The organism is Paenibacillus sp. FSL R5-0475, from assembly GCF_038004585.1.
GTDB lineage: Bacteria > Bacillota > Bacilli > Paenibacillales > Paenibacillaceae > Paenibacillus_AQ.
The window spans coordinates 6,664,297-6,683,660 of the sequence record NZ_JBBORK010000001.1 but is presented as its reverse complement, the minus strand read 5'-3'; the positions used below and the strand labels follow the sequence as shown (position 1 = coordinate 6,683,660).

16 protein-coding genes are annotated in these 19,364 nt (G+C 41.0%); 2 read left to right on the top strand and 14 right to left on the bottom strand.

The window, feature by feature from the left end; translation table 11 throughout:
* Positions 1 to 26 precede the first annotated feature (26 nt).
* The 7 genes from MKX41_RS29780 to MKX41_RS29750 form a co-directional block, all read right to left on the bottom strand.
* Positions 27 to 479, bottom strand: coding sequence for a nucleoside deaminase (locus MKX41_RS29780; protein ID WP_042124600.1), 453 nt, complete (start codon positions 477 to 479; stop codon positions 27 to 29).
* A gap of 15 nt (positions 480 to 494) precedes the next feature.
* The gene (locus MKX41_RS29775; RefSeq protein ID WP_042185326.1) at positions 495 to 1,949 is read right to left on the bottom strand and encodes a cytosine permease; all 1,455 of its coding nucleotides are present in this window, start codon (positions 1,947 to 1,949) and stop codon (positions 495 to 497) included.
* A 23-nt stretch (positions 1,950 to 1,972) separates the two neighbouring features.
* Entirely contained in the window at positions 1,973 to 2,923 is a 951-nt protein-coding gene (gene arcC, locus MKX41_RS29770; protein WP_340974371.1) for a carbamate kinase, read from the bottom strand.
* A gap of 31 nt (positions 2,924 to 2,954) precedes the next feature.
* A complete protein-coding gene (locus MKX41_RS29765; RefSeq protein WP_340974370.1) occupies positions 2,955 to 4,115 on the bottom strand; it encodes an ankyrin repeat domain-containing protein in 1,161 nt (386 codons plus the stop codon).
* Between the two features lie 85 nt (positions 4,116 to 4,200).
* Positions 4,201 to 5,628: a YlbE family protein gene (locus MKX41_RS29760; RefSeq protein WP_340974369.1), complete on the bottom strand. Its 1,428-nt coding sequence runs from the start codon at positions 5,626 to 5,628 to the stop codon at positions 4,201 to 4,203.
* A 2-nt stretch (positions 5,629 to 5,630) separates the two neighbouring features.
* Entirely contained in the window at positions 5,631 to 7,178 is a 1,548-nt protein-coding gene (gene fdrA, locus MKX41_RS29755; RefSeq protein WP_340974368.1) for an acyl-CoA synthetase FdrA, read from the bottom strand.
* A gap of 15 nt (positions 7,179 to 7,193) precedes the next feature.
* On the bottom strand, positions 7,194 to 8,060 hold the full coding sequence (locus MKX41_RS29750; RefSeq protein WP_340974367.1) for a DUF2877 domain-containing protein: 867 nt from the start codon (positions 8,058 to 8,060) through the stop codon (positions 7,194 to 7,196).
* A 264-nt stretch (positions 8,061 to 8,324) separates the two neighbouring features.
* Between MKX41_RS29750 and MKX41_RS29745 the strand changes: the two genes are divergently transcribed.
* Positions 8,325 to 10,019, top strand: coding sequence for a PucR family transcriptional regulator (locus tag MKX41_RS29745; protein ID WP_076283954.1), 1,695 nt, complete (start codon positions 8,325 to 8,327; stop codon positions 10,017 to 10,019).
* A gap of 62 nt (positions 10,020 to 10,081) precedes the next feature.
* Here MKX41_RS29745 and MKX41_RS29740 read toward each other — a convergent pair whose 3' ends face one another.
* From MKX41_RS29740 to deoC, 3 genes are all read right to left on the bottom strand, one after another.
* Positions 10,082 to 11,281: a CynX/NimT family MFS transporter gene (locus MKX41_RS29740; protein WP_340974366.1), complete on the bottom strand. Its 1,200-nt coding sequence runs from the start codon at positions 11,279 to 11,281 to the stop codon at positions 10,082 to 10,084.
* A gap of 137 nt (positions 11,282 to 11,418) precedes the next feature.
* A complete protein-coding gene (locus tag MKX41_RS29735) occupies positions 11,419 to 12,195 on the bottom strand; it encodes a DeoR/GlpR family DNA-binding transcription regulator (RefSeq protein ID WP_042185310.1) in 777 nt (258 codons plus the stop codon).
* Between the two features lie 55 nt (positions 12,196 to 12,250).
* Positions 12,251 to 12,916 (bottom strand): deoxyribose-phosphate aldolase, encoded by a 666-nt coding sequence (gene deoC / locus MKX41_RS29730; protein ID WP_076283948.1) that lies wholly within the window; start codon positions 12,914 to 12,916, stop codon positions 12,251 to 12,253.
* A gap of 461 nt (positions 12,917 to 13,377) precedes the next feature.
* On the opposite strand from deoC, the gene MKX41_RS29725 reads away from it, so the two are divergent.
* The gene (locus MKX41_RS29725) at positions 13,378 to 13,869 is read left to right on the top strand and encodes a hypothetical protein (protein WP_340974364.1); all 492 of its coding nucleotides are present in this window, start codon (positions 13,378 to 13,380) and stop codon (positions 13,867 to 13,869) included.
* Between the two features lie 123 nt (positions 13,870 to 13,992).
* Here MKX41_RS29725 and MKX41_RS29720 read toward each other — a convergent pair whose 3' ends face one another.
* The 4 genes from MKX41_RS29720 to MKX41_RS29705 form a co-directional block, all read right to left on the bottom strand.
* Positions 13,993 to 15,201 (bottom strand): MFS transporter, encoded by a 1,209-nt coding sequence (locus MKX41_RS29720; RefSeq protein WP_076283946.1) that lies wholly within the window; start codon positions 15,199 to 15,201, stop codon positions 13,993 to 13,995.
* Positions 15,202 to 15,389: 188 nt separating this feature from the next.
* Complete coding sequence (locus MKX41_RS29715; RefSeq protein ID WP_340974362.1) at positions 15,390 to 16,940, bottom strand: hydantoinase/oxoprolinase family protein; 1,551 nt, start codon at positions 16,938 to 16,940, stop codon at positions 15,390 to 15,392.
* On the bottom strand, positions 16,933 to 18,036 hold the full coding sequence (locus tag MKX41_RS29710; RefSeq protein ID WP_340974360.1) for a DUF917 domain-containing protein: 1,104 nt from the start codon (positions 18,034 to 18,036) through the stop codon (positions 16,933 to 16,935). The genes MKX41_RS29715 and MKX41_RS29710 overlap by 8 nt, the downstream gene beginning before the upstream one ends.
* On the bottom strand, positions 18,033 to 19,301 hold the full coding sequence (locus MKX41_RS29705) for a cytosine permease (protein WP_076283943.1): 1,269 nt from the start codon (positions 19,299 to 19,301) through the stop codon (positions 18,033 to 18,035). Before MKX41_RS29705 ends, MKX41_RS29710 begins: the two co-directional genes overlap by 4 nt.
* Positions 19,302 to 19,364 lie beyond the last annotated feature (63 nt).

Here is a 19,364-nt window from a genome sequence, read left to right as displayed (position 1 = left end):
CCGGAAAATATAGGAGACCGCATGAATTATTTCTTGTTTAATTCGTGGAAATGCGTCCATAAATGATCGCAATCTTCTCTAGCTTCCACTTTAATCATATTAACAACACTCTCATCATGCCCCACAAAATATTCGCGAAGGTGAATGTCAGAGAAGCCATGCTCTTTCGCATCATCTCTTGTGCTGCAATAATGAACTTCCTTAACACCTGACCAAATAATAGCGCCCATACACATCGGACACGGTTCACAGGTGGCATAAATTACACAATCCGATAAGTCCATCGTGTCTAGCTTTTTGCAAGCTTCTCGGATAGCTACCATTTCCGCATGTGCAGAAGGATCCGTATCTCTCATCATCGTATTGCTAACCGCTGCAATTACTTCATCGCCTCGAACAATCGTTGCACCAAACGGGCCCCCAAATTTCTTATTCATACCCTCGATCGTTGCATCTACCGCCAATTTCATGTAATCCATTTCAAAATTCCTCCTCTAGTTTAATTGGGATGATTTTAGTGTTTTGCTAAAGATGGTGTATAGAACAAACGAAACAATTAAACCACTAAAGAAAGCAAAATCATTCATCCTAACTAGGAAGGGGATACCCTTAAGAAATGCACCTGACATAGGAAGGATGAAGCTGACTGCTAAAACAGCCATCGCAACAGGATTGTAACCATTCTTATATTCACCGTTGCTGCCTGCTGGGACATAGATATTATCAAGATTTAATACTCTTTTCCGATGAATAAAGAAGCTTGAAAGCATAATACCCGCAATTGGACCAAAGATGGACCCAATAAAGCTATAGAAGTAGAATAAGGTCGTTGTACTTTCTACAAGCTTCCATGGCAAAATCAAAGTTCCAACAACGGCTGTTAAGACACCTGCAGTCTTTACAGTGAATTTTTTCGGGAAAAGAGATGACATTTGCAAGCCAGCTGGCAATAGGTTTGCAAACACTACGAAGGCGATTGCTCCTACGTTTAGCGCTAGAATCAATACAACAACAGCGAAAGTGTTTTCAATTTTATCAATGGCATGAACGATATTGAAAATCGGTTCACCAAACGCAATTTCAGTACCCGCGATTAAAGCCACACAAGTGATGGCAAAAAGAATATAAGACAAGATAAACCCTACCGGCAATCCAATCATAGCCGCTTTTGGTGATTTCGCACGATGTGTGAAGTCCGACATATTCACAACAGGACCCGCCCAGTTAGATACCAATGCACTCACGCAAGCAATAAAGACTAATGGACTTGAGCTTGGGTTCGCTGGTACATACTCTAAAATCGGTCCAAACCCTCCAGCAATCTTGATCGCCCAAACAGCAGCACCAATAATAAACACATACACTACTGGGGAAGACCAGTTACCGAACTTACCTAATGTTTTCATTCCACCTAAGAACAACAGAACCGTTGCTGTCCAAAGAATCGCATAGGAGATCATTGTCGGGAATGCTAACCCGAATAGTGTGAAGCCACCGCCTAAATCCATATAATTCGGAATAAATCTAGCAAATATAACATTTAATGATTCTGCACCAACAACGGTAGTGGTTCCAAAGAATACTAATCCGGCAACAAGTCCTCGTATCAATGCCGGTATAATTGCTCCTTTTACCCCAAATGAATCACGAAGCAACATCGCGAATGGCAGCCCATATTTGGAGGCAGAATATCCGTTTAAAGCATAAAATGCGGAGACAATAATGGCCGAAAGCATAACGGCAAAGAGCACCTGTGTTGTATCCAATCCTAAGACGAAGAAACCTGCAACTGTCATATACGACATAATATTATGAACAGCACCCATCCAAAGGGTTATATAGTTGGACATTCCCCAGTCTCTTTGCTCAGGCTTCTTGGGCAGTAATTCCTCACCGTAACCGTATGATTTGTACCTATCATAATTTTGTTCCAATTTTGCTTGATCCATATCTACACTTCCCCTCGCTTAAATTACTTCACGATATGAGTGCCTGCCTGTTCATTGATCGCATCTTTTAAGCTTTCCGGATTCGTAATAATAACTCGCGTTCCGCTGTTCTCTAAGAAGCTTAAACTCGCCTCGATTTTAGGCAGCATACTTCCTGCTGGGAAGTGATTTTCTAGTACATATTGTTTAGTCTCATCAACCGTCATTTTGGATAGCTCCTGTTGATTCGGCTTACCATAGTTGATGCATACTCTAGACACTCCCGTTGTAATAATTAAGGTCTCCGCATGAATCTGTTCTGCTAAAAGACTCGTAGCAAAATCCTTATCGATGACTGCATCAACACCTTTGTACGTGTTATCATCAGACTTCACGACTGCGATACCTCCACCGCCTGCAGCGACAACGACAAAGCCCCCATCGATTAATGATTTAATCGCGTCTTTCTCCACAATATCTATAGGTCTTGGGGATGGAACTACTCTACGGTATCCTCTGCCAGAGTCTTCTACAAAGCTCCATTCCGGATGTTCTTTTTTCATTTCTTCCGCTTGCTCTTTGGAAAAGAAGGATCCTACTGGTTTCGTTGGATTCTTGAAATTAGGGTCTTCTGAGCTTACTTCGACTTGTGTAATCACCGTAGCTACATTCTTGTGGATCCCTCTAACTGCAAATTCATTAATTAAAGCTTGTTGAATTAAATAACCGATTCCACCTTGTGTATCGGCTCCACAATTCACTAGTGGAACAGGAGACATGCCGGCAATTTCATGTGCAATCTCAGATCTTCTTAGTCCAAACCCTACCTGTGGTCCGTTACCATGAGTAACGACGACATTGTAGCCTTCTTGCACCATATCAACAATATTGACGACAACTTCTTTTACTGCTTCAGATTGGTCATGAATCGAATCCAGCCCATTTTCCTTGACCAATGAGTTCCCGCCAATAGCAACGATTACAGTCTCTTTCATCTGATGCCTCCTATGTTGCAATTCTTATTCGCTAACCGAGTAACTCAAGAGATTGCTTTTTGTGTGAGTGGTATAACGGATTCGTTGGATCATTCTTAATTGCGTTCTCGATAGCCTCAATGGCCTCTTTATGCTTACCAAGCGATCTTAGACTGTTCGCCTTATGAAAGGAGAAGTCATATCTATTCGGCTGAAGCGCTAGCAGCTTATCCATCTCGATAACTGCTTCTTGGTGTCGCCCAAGTTCTCTTAAATAATTGGATTTGTGGTAGCGATAGAACGTTTCATTAGGTGCCAGCTCACAGGCTTTATCATATTCCTGAAGAGCCTCCTCCGGTTTTTTCCACAGTCTTAAACAATTCGCTGTGTAGAAATAAAATTCTAAATTAGCAGAATCCATAGATAAAACGCTTTCATAGCATTGAAGTGCCTCTTCGTATCTCTTTAATTCCTGCAAGAAATAACCTTTATAATAGATGAAATCCAGGTTGTCAGCATCCACTTCTAGCGCTCTATTGATGATGGATATAGCTTCTTCATATTGATCGTTGTTAGCGAGAGCCTTTGCCTGCTTCACATATTCGTTATTTTCTTGGAAGCTTTGTTCTAGAATCTTCACGACTTTATGCTGACCGTTCTCTTCGGCACGTTGTAGGGATGAGAGCCCATCTCGATCAGGCCAATGCACATCTGCCCCTGCATGAACAAGCGCTTCAATAATGTCAGAATATAGTCGTCCGCCATTCCCCAATATGACTGCTTCAAGTAGGGCTGACCAGCCTAAGTCGTTGACATGATTCACTGGAACCCCAGCATCAATACACACTTCTACTGTTTTTAAATAGCCCTTTTCGCTCGATGGTAACAGCGCTGTTCCTCCAAATCGATTCACGCTCTTCAAATCAGCTCCACCAGCAATCATGAGACGCAGGATTTCATAAAAGCCATTTGCTGCTGAGCAAATAAACGGTGAGAGTTGTGTAATATCTCTAGTGTTCACGTCACTTCCTGCTTCTATTAACCTTTTAGCAATCGCGATTTGATTGTTTTGAGTTGCCGCCATTAACGCTGTTCTCCCTGCAGCATCTTTATATTCAACACTGGCACCTTCGCCTAATAGTTTCTCAACAGAAGCCAGTTCTCCCTGTTCACTCGCCTCAATAAGTTTTGTATTCAAGGATAGACTATCCAAAATTGTTCACTCCTTCACAGCCTAGCACGAAGATGTTCGTCTAGTTCGAAATAAGAATGGTGGGCTAAGCAAGTTAGCCCTCTTCTTATTTAATATTTTCACTTAATGCAAGTAATGCTTGTTCAAATGCTTCGATTGGAGGGTTAACGATACCTGCACCAATCATTCCAATCCCCGCATCTTTATGTGCAATGGCTGTATTGATAATCGGCATAATTCCTGTTTGGATGACTTTTTGAATATCAATACCTGTTGGAATCCCTATAAAGTCAAGCATTGGAATCGTCACGTTAGGATTTTCAGTGGTTGTGATTTCTGCCATTTTTGTGGTGTAACTGATTGCATCATCAACGGTACCCCCCACAAGCGAAACAATAGCCGGTGCAGTTGCCATAGCAAATCCGCCAATTCCATAGGTCTCCGTAATCGCACTGTCACCAATATCAAGACCAGAATCCTCAGGTTTGTAACCAGCGAACATAGGACCAATTACTTGTTGTGCAGGACCTGTAAACCACACGTTTCCAGCGATTCCACTCACACGGATACCGAATTCCACTCCGTTACGAGCCATTGTGGTAACAATGGTACTATTCTCAATGCCATGCGCAGCATCAAGGGCACATTTACATAGCGCCATCCATGTCGGACCCGAGAAATAATCGCTGCTGCTAACGAATTCAAACACTTCTTTTTTCTGCTCAACAGTGAAATCGGTTTGGATAATATAAGGCGTTAGTGCTTGAATGAGCAGGGTTGTTCCAGCTACATTTCGGTTATGACACTCGTCCCCCATATGAAGGGCTTGTGAGAGCATTAGGCGCAAGTCAATCCCATTTGGATTAAGTTTCATCGCATCTCTTAAAATAGGACCCAATACATCTCGCATCCAAATCAAACGCTGGATAACACTCTCGTCATTAGCACCCATACGAAGGATTTTGGACATTTGTTCACTTAAATTTGTATAGGCAATATTTCCATAAGTTTTATTCTCAACAATATGCATAAACATGGAAGCCGATGTTACACCAGCCATGGAACCAACACAGTTATGTTCATGACATGGCGAGAAAATAATCGCTCCAGACGCGGCTAGTACAGCTGCTGCTTCAATATTGGGGGCAAGTCCTTCAAATACAATAGCCCCTGTTATCGCACCTTTCATCGGACCATTCATTCGTTCCCAAGTGATTGGCGGGCCAGCATGTAAAATCGTATTTTTCGTCATACCAGGAACCACATTGATCGCTTGGTCAAAGCCAATCAGTACCGGTTGCGAGTTAATAATTCGCTCAACAGCCTCTTTGTTAGCAGCTTCAATCTTATCTGTAACACTTGGGTCTTCAAGCTTATCCAGCGCAGCAATTAATTCTGGATTCCCTCTGCCTGGCGGCGTCCACTCCAAGTGAGTTACATTCGCGTTTTGTTTTAACAAATCATCTCTAAAGTTCGCAATGCCTACATTTATGACATTTAGTTTATTCGTAAAAAGTTCATTGATTTTACTCATGACTATTCTCCTTTCACAACGAATTCTCTTGCTAGTAGACCTGCGTTCTGACTGCTGCTAGCATGTGTAGCACCAGAAGCTAACAATTTATTAATTTGACCTTCAATATTTTGACTATCTAGCTCGGTTCCAAGAATGTATCCAATAATCTCTAGATGTCTTCCTTCATCTTCAGCGGCTTGCTTCGCTTCGATAATCGCTGGAAGCATTGCGCCTACAGGATCTTCGTGTGCTCCGAAGCCTAGAACAAAGTCCATCACAATAACACCGACAGAAGGATCTTTTGCTTCTTGAATAAATCTTTCAATTCGAGTGGATGGATCTATCATTGGATGTGGTTTGCCTTGTGTAAATTGGTCGTCTCCGAAGTCAATAAAGGTATGATCTTGGCTTACTCTAACATCTTTTAAGCGATATTTAGGATCTCTCTGAATGTTACTGTAGACATTATCGAATTTCTCCATAGCAATGTGCATCGCTTCATCACAGAGCGTACCGCCACTGAATAGTCCACGGATATATTTTTGCTGAGGATTTAACTTCGCACGCACTTCTTCAATAAGCGGAAGATTTAACGCACGTTTGTTAAGCTTCGATTCGTCTGCTCCAGCTAAAAGCACCGCTTTAAGTGCCGCTTCTTTTGACATTTTTGCAAAATGACCGCCAGCTTGGGTAACCTTTTCTTCATTCCCACCCACAAACCAAACCACGACTGGTTTCTTACATTGTTTAATTTGTGCTAGTACTTTCTCTTCTACACTTGGTGCTGGTGGTTTAGATACGAGAACAATAACCTTTGTTGCATCGTCCTCTTCTAACGCTTTAATTCCGGCCAGCATCATAATGCCGCCAACCTCTTCACTTAGATCTCTACCGCCTGTACCGATCAACTGTGTGATTCCACCGCCAAATTCATGAATACGAACCGTTACCTCTTGGCTACCTGTTCCTGATGCGCCAACGATCCCGATATTGCCTTTTCTCACGGCATTCGCAAAGCACAAAGCGACATTACCAATAATCGCAGTACCACAGTCTGGTCCCATCATTAGCAAGCCTTTTTCTTGGGCTAAAGTCTTTAATTCAATTTCATCTTCAATACTTACATTGTCGCTAAACAGCATGACGTGAAGATTATTTTCAAGAGCTTTTCTTGCTTCTCTAGGAGCGTAGCTCCCATTTACGGCAATAATCGCTAAGTTAGCTTCAGGAGTACCGTTTACAGCTGAGGTAATGGTTGAGTATTTAACCTCACTCTTTCCTTTAGAGGAATCTTTCTTTTTCGTTAACAAATCATTGATGCTTTCGAAAGCACCCTCACATAGTTCTTCAGAAGCAGCCTTCACAATAATCACTAAATCACTTGTTTTGGCACTTTCTACTTCTGGTGTCATCAAGCCCACATTTCTAATGACCTCTTTATTCATTTCAGTACCCATTGCAATAATGGCTTGTTCTACGATTTCGATCTGATTCGCTTTTGTTGAGAGTGACATCAAAGATACCGAATCGATATAAGTGTTTTGTTTTACTAAAACTTGAACAGTCATACTTGTACCTCCCATTTACTTGTTCATTTCCAGCCCTGCAACAATTCCTAGAGCTATATCAGTACCCGAAGTGGACCCTATAGCCAGTACCCTATCTAAAGCCAATAGCAATTCCTCTTCGCTACCTCTAAATAAAGCTTCCATTAAGTCACTTATAGACTCTCTTACCTGGCCACCTGCTGCTTTAGCTAATGCCATATAGCTGATATCATTGGTTAAAGCCTTCGCATGTAAGACGACTTCTTCACAAAACGATTGGTGTGAAAAGTATTGATGATTCTCGATGCCCATGACGGTAAACAATCCCACCAAGAAATCATCACCGGCTGGCGTTAAGCCTGGTCCAAGGCCTATGAGCGAAGTTGCATGTGTGATTGCAGTAGAGATTCGCTTGTTTTGCAATTCCGATACAAGTAACTGCGTCCGTTCATGAAGCATTCTAGACATTTCATCGTCAAAAGGATTGTCGCTCTTGAAAGCCCTTTCAATTCTGCTGTTATTTCCGTGAAGTTTGATATATTGCTTCATGGTGGATACATTCATTATTAAGACATCAGCTTCTGAAGGATATTTAGGCAGTTTACAATTCCATTTCTTAACACCATTCATTGTGATAGATATCTTATTAGCAATTGATAAAACGGAATGATCCGAACTTACAATGTCATTCACCCTGATATCTGCTTCTTCAAAGTGTTCTAAGTCAATAATAAGTGTATTAGGAGCATTATCGATTCCCTTACACGCAATAGTATACAAATCTCCACGATCCATACATTGAATATTGATTGTGCGATTAAACGTGCTATGAACAAAACCATGAAACTTATGATGAATGATTCGTTGAATAAAATCGCCATCACCGGATTTCGCAAATCTCACTAGAGTCACCTCTGTTTTAATTCCTTATATTTTCAAAAAGGTGATTGACCTCCTTTTCACTTCAACAGATGGATGAATGCATTGAATAATATGATTTGGTTACATCGTACAAAGGCAACGACGAGCGTAACTACCTTACGCACTTAATATATAATATACTGGTAGGGATCGTCATCGTTTAAGCGAACCAAAAAGAGTGCATCCTATTTGTGCATGTTATACAAGCGAATGTGTTAAAAGTGTGTCTGAGGAGCGTGCCAAAAATTGCTAACCGTTAAAGACTTAATGAAGATCAAGGCTATAGAGGGAATAAAAATTGTTGCTGGAGAACAAGGCATTGATAAATCCATATCCATCGTTAACATTATTGAGAATCCTGACGCCTTTGACTGGCTTTCACCGAACGAACTACTCTTATCAACAGGCTACATCTTTAAAAATAATGCAGAACTACAAAATCGAATTATTAAGGAACTTGCGGAGCTGAACTGTTCAGGATTGGTTGTAAAAATGAAACGGTACTTTGACAAGCTTCCTCAGAACATGATTGATGAAGCCAATAAGTATGGGTTGCCCCTTTTAGAACTGCCCTTTGAATACACACTCTCTAACATGATCTCGATCATTAATGAGAAGGTTTCCGGAAGATATGATTTGCTCAATAGAAAGACTTTAGATATACATAACTTGTTCTTCAAAATCACCCTCGAAGGCGGTGGTATTGCCAAAATAACTTCCATGTTATCCGAAACGATTAGTAATCCTATTATTGTCGTAGACAAGGATTGGCGATTATTGCATCACACTGAACATGCGAAGAACAACAGTCCTCTTGAGTATTATCTTGATTTTTCAAATCGACAGCCTGTTTTTAATAAAGCGTTCATCGATACTATTCCTACCAATCTAAATGAAATGAAAAAGTCTATTAAGAGGACCTATCATTCAGAAGGTGCAGAAATAAAATGTCGAGTGATTCCTGTCGCTGCTTCTAACTATATTTATGGCTATATTGTGATTTGGCAGACAGTGCAAGAGCTATCAGAATTTGATTACATTATTTTGCAGCAAGCCTCCACCATCATGGCACTCGAGCTGATCAAAGCAAAGGAAATTAGCGAACTTGAAATAAGAATTAAGCAGGACTCCATTGATGATTTACTTTCGGGGAAAATATCATCCCATGAAGCGCTGCAAACCTTATGTTATTTACATGGATTAAATCCGGGCTATATGTATTACAGTATGGTGATAAATATTGAAATGAATGAAGCAGACAAGTTTGAAGATATGATTATTGGAAAGTACAAAATGGAGTCCATTGCAAAAAAATGTGTGGACATCATTTATGACTTGTCACATAAAGCGATTGGAGAAATAAAGTGCTTTTATAGAAATAATAGAGTCATCATTCTAGTAGGGCAAAATGAAGAAAGACCTCCTGTTGCGATTAGTGATGCCAAGTTATATGCAAATGAACTGCTTGAGGTACTTATTGAAAGAACGAAGGAAACACTCTTAATAGGCATTGGTCAGCAATACAGTACAATCAGCTCGCTGCATAATAGCTTTTCTGAGGCGAACGAAATGATTAAATTGATGCAACAAAAAAACCTTCAAAACAAGGTCTCACATTTCGAAGATTATTCGGTTTACCATCTGTTGGAAGCAAATATCAAAGTCGTTGCCTTAGAAGAATTTTTTCGGAAGTGTCTAGGTAAAATCTATGATCATGATCAATTACATGGTACAAGCTACATGTTAACTTTAGAAAATTACTTTATTAACAATCTGAATGTCACCGAAACTTCAAAGGCTATGTTTTTACACAGAAACACACTTATCTATCGCATTGAGAAAATAAAGGAAATCCTAAATCTGGACTTAAAGCATTCAGAAGAATTACTACGAATTCAAATAGCGCTAAAGATATTTAGTATTTTAAATAAAACGATTTAAAAAAACTCCCCATACGGCAGCAGGGTTCATTATTACACCTGTCTACTACATGGGGAGTCTTTTTATACATACTTATCTCGGCCAGACAACATTCCAAACGTTGTAACTACTCCAGAGATAACGATCAGTGTGATCAGTGGAATCGTCCACACTTGGGTCATATCGTATAAATAACCGATCAATATAGGTCCTATGGCTGCAAGCATATATCCCGTGGATTGAGCCATTCCAGATAATTCTGCAGCTTGATTTCCGTTTCGGGCACGAATTCCGATATAACTTAGCGCCAATGGGAAATTCCCTCCCAAAGCGATACCAATCAAGATAATACTTAGGATCATTATGGGGTAAGATGAGCCCATGCTTAGGCCACCATAACCAACAATGGAGCACATGCCTAATGCGAATGCAATCCATACTTGAGAGCGTAGTCGTCCTGCAAGAATCGGAACAAGAAAACTAACAGGTACGCCAACAATTTGTGTGAAGGATAATAACCAGCCTGCTGTACCCCTACTTATGCCATAGTTATATAAGATTTCAGGTAACCAAGACATCGTTATATAAAATAATGAAGACTGAAATCCCATGAATAGCGCTATTTTCCAAGCGAGTGGTGAACGCCAGATTTGCTTAGCACTGATCCTTACACTTTTCACTGCATTATCTTTGGCTGGATTTAATCTAATTAGAAGGATCCATACCACGATCGCTATGATTGTCGGAATTCCCCATACGATTAAGGCTCCGTCCCACCCAAGCTTCAGACCATGGGCTAGAGGAATACTAATACCTGATGCTAACGATGCGAACAATCCCATTGAAGTGGAATAGATACTTGTCATTAGACCGAACTTTTGTGGGAATTTCTCCTTCACAACTACCGGCAATAGAACATTTCCGATGGCTATCCCTACTCCAATCAATAGCGTACCAACGAAAATAAAGAGTGTCATTGAAATGGAACGAATGCAAATTCCGACCAAAAGAATAACCAAACCTAACAATAGCGTCTTCTCGTTGGATAAACGAGCAGCGATTCTAGGAACGAGAGACGACATAACAGCGAAGGATATCAAAGGTATACTCATTAATAAACCTGCACTCCAGTGTGCAAGCCCCACATCTTCTTGAATAATGCCCACTAATGGACCTACCGATGTAATCGCAGGGCGTAAATTAAAGGCTACCAGAACAATCCCCGAAATGAGTAAAATGATATATAACGAATTCTTGTTGTCTTGTGTCCGTGGTGAATGCAAAAACTAAATCTCCCCTCAACTAATCAAATGCCAAATGATCTTCAGAATGTAGCATTAGTTATAACATATAAGAAAGTAGTTTAAAAGTATAAAAACAAACAGCGCGCACCGATTGAGTACCGGCACGCGCTGAATTTCTAAGCTAGATAAAGAGAAATATTTAATTGTTTGATTTTCTCAATCCACTCTTCTGATAAACCTCTATCGGTTACAATCGCATCAAAATCATTTAACGAAGCAAAGTAAGTGGATTTAACCATATCAAACTTAGAGGAATCAATCACTAAAATTTTCTCAAGAGCACAATTAATTGCCGCATTCTTTGTGTCCACTTCACAACTGTTCGTGCAAGTAATGCCTAATTTAGCATTAACTCCAGCAGCAGAAATAAATGCTTTTGTTGTTCGTGTTCTACTTATTAAATCCAACCCTTCTCTGCTTTCAAACATTTGAAGTTCTGGACGGTAATGACCACCAATAAGAATAAAATCCTTAAATCCTTTTTTATGAATCTCAATTAATGCGTTCATAGTACAGCAAACAATTTCCACAGAATGATTTGACGGAATATGTTCGATGATTTGAGCGGTTGTTGTACCAATATCAATAAAAATAATATCGTTAGGCTCGATTAGTGAAGCTGCTAACTTACCTATATTATATTTTTCTGATGCTCGATTATTTTTTTGAGTTGTCAAATCATATTCATCTTGTTTATTCTCATTTGGGTCAGAACCATTATAAATAACCGCACCTGAAACAACTTGAACGATTTTATTTTCTTTTAGATATTTAATATCTCGGCGAACAGTCATTTCTGTGACATCAAGTTGATGTGAAAGTTCTTTAATGGATGCGCCACTTTTATTTTTTAGGATTGATACAATTGTATTTACTCTCTCTTGCTTATCCATACCGGTTCATCCTAACTACTAATAATAAAGTATAATTATCAGAATTATACCATATCTAATACCCCAATACTTCCTGCCCTTTTACAATTTTAACTATGGCACTAGTTCCTAAACGGTCTGCTCCCAAATCGATAAATGCTTTAGCATCATCCAAAGAGCGAATGCCTCCAGCTGCTTTAATCTTCACATTCTGACCTATGTTCTGTGCAAACAGGCTGACATCCTCTTTAGTTGCTCCAGCTTTTGAAAATCCAGTGGATGTTTTGATATAATCAGCACCAGCTTTTGTAACAAGCTCACATACTTTCACTTTTTCCTCTTGGGTGAGCAAACAGGTTTCAACAATAACCTTTAATACTCTACTTCCACATGCATTTTTAATGGCACGTATTTCGTCGCAAACTTCCTCATAACGTCCACTTTTTAAGAAGCCCACATTGATTACCATATCAATTTCCGATGCTCCATTTGTAATTGCATCTGTTGCTTCAAATACTTTAACGGCTTGTGTACTATAACCATTCGGAAATCCGATAACTGTACATATTGCTATTTTGCCCTCTACATAATTTGCAGCTTCTCTAACATAAGCACTTGGGATGCAAACACTGGCCGTCTGGTATTTCATCGCATCATCACATAAATTCTTTATATCATCCCATGTAGCAGTAACATCAAGGAGGGTATGATCTACTTTTCCTAATATATCTTTAACATCCATTCTGTTCACTTCTCCCTTAATAATTAATTTTAAAACGTTTAAAATGTTAATATTCTAACAATTGTTATTGCACTACATGTAACTAGTTTTTCCATAGCCATTGAAGGTGAAGAACCGAGCTCTGGGTGCGTGCAACTGCAACTAATAAGTGCTCCTAATATGTATCGGTTTAAGTTGTAATTCCTCAGTTTCCGCTACAAATCAGGTTTTCCCCCAATAACTCACAGGAACAACTACTGTTCTGAATCACACTCCTCCTTCTAATAACTCCAGGATATTTCATTTGTTACATTACCAATATATATTGTTATATTAATAACATATGTTTGAATTATAACATAATTATAAATATAGTCAATTATAGTAAAGTTGAAGCCCTTATTCGTGTCATACACCAATACATAGGCAGGAGCATAGACTTTAGGTATCTGTTAATTAGAGGTATCTAAGGAGGTTAATAAGTGGGATATTTTTACTTCAGAAATCCGTACTATGTGTGCCCAGGTCGTAGTTTCCCCCCATTCCAACCAATGACTCCAGGTGGCATGCAATCAGGCGGACCCATGCCCATATATCCTGGAAGCGGCACCCAACTACCAGGAATGCAGACGCATTCTAGTGGTGGCCCAGTATTTGCATATCTAACCATCACTGATATTCAACCTTTCCTCGGAAAATGGGGCATTTTCACCTTAAGTAGTGGTCAAAAGGTTGTAGCCTATGTCAATACAGTTAATGCTGATTCAATTAGTGTGCTATTTGCAGATGGCAAAAGTGCTGTCATTGACGTAAAAATGATATCCATGGCTGAAGGGCCGTTTCCCACAATGCCAGCTACTCCTGGTAGTGGATCTGGCGGAGGACCTGGTAGTGGACCTGGTAGTGGTTCTGGCAGCGGCCCTGGTAACTGCACTTGGAAAGAAATCCCCGGCCTTGGTTGGATTTGCATATAATAACTCACGATCCGTCTAAGGGATTTTTCCTTCCGACGGATTTTTTTGTATTGTTTTACTAGATTACTTGTTGATATACGAAAAGGCCGCCGGATGATTTCCGACGACCTCTATAACTTCTCTTCAGGTTAAGTTATGATGCTGAGCAATAACCCCTTCTTGAGTTTGCTGATCCAACTTATAGCATATCAAAGCAATCACACATGCTGATATCGCCAGGATGGAAGCAGCTATAGGTAGGGAGATTAATCCTCCATGCTGGGCAACCACTCCACCAATTGCGGATCCTCCTGCGATTCCCAGGTTAGACGCTACTGGATTCAACGATGCAGCAAGGTCCTTCGATCTTGGTGAATACTGCTTGGCCAAATCTATCAAATAGAGCTGGGCTGGTGCGCTAACAATACTCGACATTACGGCTAGCATCATTAGTACGATCATTCCTAGAATCGAGATCGATGCGGTCAAACTAAAGACGATATAGACCACAGCTTGGATAAGAAATACGAATCTAAGCTTACTTACCGCATTTCCGGTTGCAACCTTGCCTCCAATCCAGTTGCTGACAATCGTGGCAATCCCGTATACAAACAGTACGCCACTAACCGAGCTCTTAGGAATATTCATCACTTGCTCCAGCAATGGTGTAATGTACGTGTACATCACAAACACCGCTCCCACTGCCGTAACTGGAATGAGAAACGCAAGAATAATGCGTCCATTCGTGAGCAGTTCGATCTGATCCTTAAGTGAGCTAGGCACAGGCTTCGGTAGTTTGCGTGGAATATAGGCATAATTTAGCGCGATGGCAATTCCGGCTAATACCCCATTTAGTACAAATGCTGCAGGCCAGTTGAAATACTGCCCTACAAAAGTTCCGATCGGTACACCAAATACATTCGCAACAGCGAAACCGCTCAAAATTGTAGCGATCGCTTTGCCTCTTTTCTCCGGGTCCACCGCTTCATTCGCTACCGTAATGGCTACAGAAAGAACAAAACCACATAGTACGGCAGTAACTATTCTAGTCACTAGCAGCATACTGTAGGTTCCAGTTATAGCACTCCACAAATTCAGCAGCAGAATCAATACAAGCGATACAAGAATCGTAATCCGTTTCGGGATACGGCTGAACAAAGACATCATAATGGGTGTGCCAATGGCATAAGCGATCGCGAAACCAGATACCAAGCCCCCGGCTGTCGCTAACGTTACTCCGAGGCTCGAGGATATTTCCGAGAGTAATCCAACGATAATATACTCCGTCGTACCCAGAATAAACGCCATAAAAGTAAACGAGAAAATCAATGCGTTCTGTCGTGATGTTGTCATGGTGCTCTCCATCCTATTTGTCTCTATTTTTATAAGAACATACCTACTCATAATACTCATTTAGACTATATTGAGCAATCCTATTTTTCATAAAAAAAGAAGCTTCACACAAGTTCAAAGAACTCATGAGAAGCTTCTAGTTTTACATCATGGAATTATTTTGCTTCAAAGAGCTGTTCAAAAGGTCTCTAACTCATTTTACCTACAACCTTAACTCTTAATCTGGTTGCATTTTCCGGATGATAGGCAAGTGGCGTCTCTTCAACCTCAACCAATTTAATCGTAGTAGGATCGGCTCCTGCCAATACCGCTTGTTTCACCGCTTTTTCCTCAGCATCCCTTAACGACTGCTCTCGCGGCTCTCGCGAATAAATATAAATTTGTTCATACTGTCCGCTAATTTGAGAAATCGATGCACCGATGGCATTGGCAACTCCACCGTTCTCTACTTTAATAATGCTGGCTACTCCGGGAATTCCATCTGGAATAATAACACTGCCCCCGCCTACGAGTACAATCTGTACATCTTCGGAAGAAGTTTTCATCTTATCAATCGCCTTGGCTATGATCGAAGAAATTACGGATAGGACTTGTTTGGAAAATTGCTCATCGATGTGACTTACTAAACTTTTATCTCCCACGTCAGCTAACCCAAGGCGAACCGCAATATCCGTCGTAGTCAAGGTGCTTCCACCAAATACGAGTGCTTCTTCTGTGATCTTATAGCCCACGCTATCCGGCCCAACTGTAATCTTGCCATTGTCTACGCGAACAATACTTCCGCCGCCAAGTCCTACAGAGATAATGTCTGGCATTCTAAAGTTCGTGCGAATATCTCCTACTTCCACTGCTACAGAAGACTCTCTTGGAAATCCATCCTGTAAGACACCGATATCCGATGTGGTGCCACCAACATCGAGTACCATCGTATTTTTAATGTTCGCTAAATAAGAAGCTCCCCGGATGCTATTTGTTGGTCCACAGGCAATCGTAAGGATCGGAAATTGCTTAGCATATTCAATCGACATAAGTGTACCGTCATTTTGGCATAAGTACACCTCAGCGCCTTGAATCCCTTCTGCTTCTAACGCATTTTCAAAACCTGTGCTAGTGGTCTCGATGACTTTGCATAAAGCCGCATTCAGTATGGTTGCATTCTCACGTTCAATCAGGCCAACAGACCCGATCAAGGAGGAGCAAGAAACCGGATAATTTGTCCCGTATGCTTCCCAGATTAAGTCTCGAACCTTGAACTCCTGGTCATTTTTGATGGATGAGAACACACCAATGATCGCAATAGATTCTACTTTATTTCGCCATTCTACTAGAAGCTCTTTAATCTCCTCCTCATCAAGCTCACTGAGCAACTTACCATCATATTCATACCCACCATGAACTAATGCATAGTTTCCTGATAGTTTTTCCACCATGTCTTTAGGCCAAGCCGTATATGGCAGAACAGAAGCGGTAGCAGGGAATCCTAACCGAATCACACCAACTTTGGCTAATTTCTTCCGTTCCACAATGGCATTAGTACACTGCGTTGTCCCAAGCATTGCATGTGTGATTTTCGTTTTATCAATGCTCGCTTCCTTCAATACATTACGCAGTGACGTCTCAATCCCCGTTTTTATATCCAGTGTCGTTGGGGATTTAACGCTATGAATTAATCGGCTTTGCTCGTCCAAAATAATAGCATCGGTATTCGTGCCACCTACATCTATTCCAATTCTAAACATGTTTAGCCACCGCCTTACTCACCAATTCTTCAATAGGAGCATAATCGTAATCATACCCAAAGTATCTCGGTCCTACCGTTTCGATTCCTTTTTCCGTTCTCCATTTAGGATGTGCCGGTAAGCCAATGACGCGTACGCGTTTTCCATATTTCAAGCTCTCTGTTGTAACAGGCAATAAAGTTTCATAATCGACTAAGCATATTAAATCCGGGGTCATGGCTACAACCTGGCCATTTTTCTTGGCAAGCAGATTCTCATTTTGAAAATATACCTTCATCTGCTCCTCTTTATTTCCTTCAATGCCCTCTAGGTTCATTTCCCCAAAATTGAAGCCGCCTTTGGTTTCCCGGATGACATCTGTTATTTTCCCTTGAAACAGCTCGTAACCGGATGTCAGGTTTAGAAGCTCTTCAAGCTTGTCTTTTGCATCTCTGTTGTTTGAAGAAATGATCTCTCCAATCTGCTCAGATAGCGTCACGATGTTATGGACACCGCTGTTCTTGATTTGAGCCCCAGTCGTTGGATACAGACTTACCAAAGCACTAGCTCCCATCTCCACAGTAGCTGTACGGGCTAACCGTTCGGTCCATTTATTATCGATCGTCTCAAAAATACCAATGTTCCCTTTTTCATCCGAAATTGCGAGCGGCGCAGCCGAAATGCCATCCAGGTTAAACGTCACCATCTGCAATTCAGGAAATGCCCTACCCATCCCATCGCAATCAATAAGCGGTAAATTCAGCTGTGCTGCAACGACGATCGGAATCATCGAATTGACTCCGCCTGCTTCCATCGGAAATGTGCCTGTAATTTTTTCTCGGCCCAAATATTTGGCCAGCATCTGAAATACCTTAACAAACTCATCGCCTTTCGGAAATTTCTCCACTAATACAGAAGGCGCACCCATCATGGCGGAAGGAATGAAAAAGTCTTCATCCTCGATTTCATCCACAGAATAAAGTCTTACAGGTCCGTACTTTTCAATAGCCGAAAGAGCCATGAGTTTACCGATGTAAGGATCTCCTCCTCCACCTGTGCCTAAAAATGCAGCGCCTACGGCAATATGTTCAATCGATTGTTCATCTAAATATCTCATTTATTTCCCTCCAATATGACAGTTTTTGAGGCAGTAAATCGGTAGCAGACAATATATAAGACAAATGAAATGACGATACCGAGTAATGGCTGATTTGATAATTGAGGTAAGCTTGGGAAAAAGGACAGCACAACGGGCATACAAGCAATAATGGATCCGACCAGCCAAGAAAATACCCCTAGACGATTAACGCCCTCTGTTTCCTTCCAACGGTTCTTATCGCCTTTATTCATGATCCAATAGGATGCAATCATTACCCCTGCTACCGGCGGAACCATAGCTGACAAGATCGACATCACTGGCGTGAAATAATTCAAGATACCAATCACAGCGAGTACAGTCCCGATGAGTCCAGCAATCCCTACTGCCCATTTTTCTTTTTCTTTGGAAATATGCAATACATTGGTAAGCGCAAATCCACCCGAGATTGCGTTGACCATATTCGTTTTCCAAGCAGCCAGAATCAAAACAGTACCCCCAATAAAAGGCGTTGTAATATTTATAAAGACGGCCGCAATATCGCTAGTCTGGTAAGCAATCGATAAAATAGCACCCACACTAATCATCAGTACGCCAGAAGGAACAATTCCGATTAACGCTGCTTTTAATACGTCAGAACGTTTTCTTGAGAACTGAGAGTAGTCGCCTGCAATGACAGCCCCTAAGGCAAATGAGCCTATTGTTACAGCTAAGCCATCCATGAAATTCATATGCTTCTCAGGCTGGTAGCTCCAAATGTTCTGCACGGAATCCATAGTGAACACTTGAACTAAACCATATATGCAAATCACGATTAATAAAGGTACTGCAATATAACTAAGTACTCTCAGCACTTTCATTCCGTACATTGCTGAGATCACCATAACCAAACCGCTAATTAAAGAAGCAAGGGGAACTGGGACTATCACTCCATACTCCGCCAGCAGGTTCGCCAGTGCCGCCCCGCATACATTAGCCTGAATCCCGAACCAACCGAGGCAAGCAATAGCGAGAATAATGGATAAAATCGTTCGCGAGCCTTTTTTGCCAAAGACTTGGGCTGCGACTTGAACGGTTGTTTTCCCAAGATCCGTACTCTGAATCCCCTGAAGTATCATAAGGACAACGATAATGGCGTACCCTAAAAAAGCGATCAATAATGTCATAGGTAAGCTCATACCAGATATCAACGTATTCCCAACCAGGAGGCCAGGTATACTGATCACCGCTCCGGCCCATACCATCCCCAGAGTGAACCAAGACTGAGGTGCTCCGTCCTTTCTCATGTTAGTTCTCCTCCTCGAAAAGTAATTTTTCTTATTATAGAAGGAACCATGAGATTACGTCTT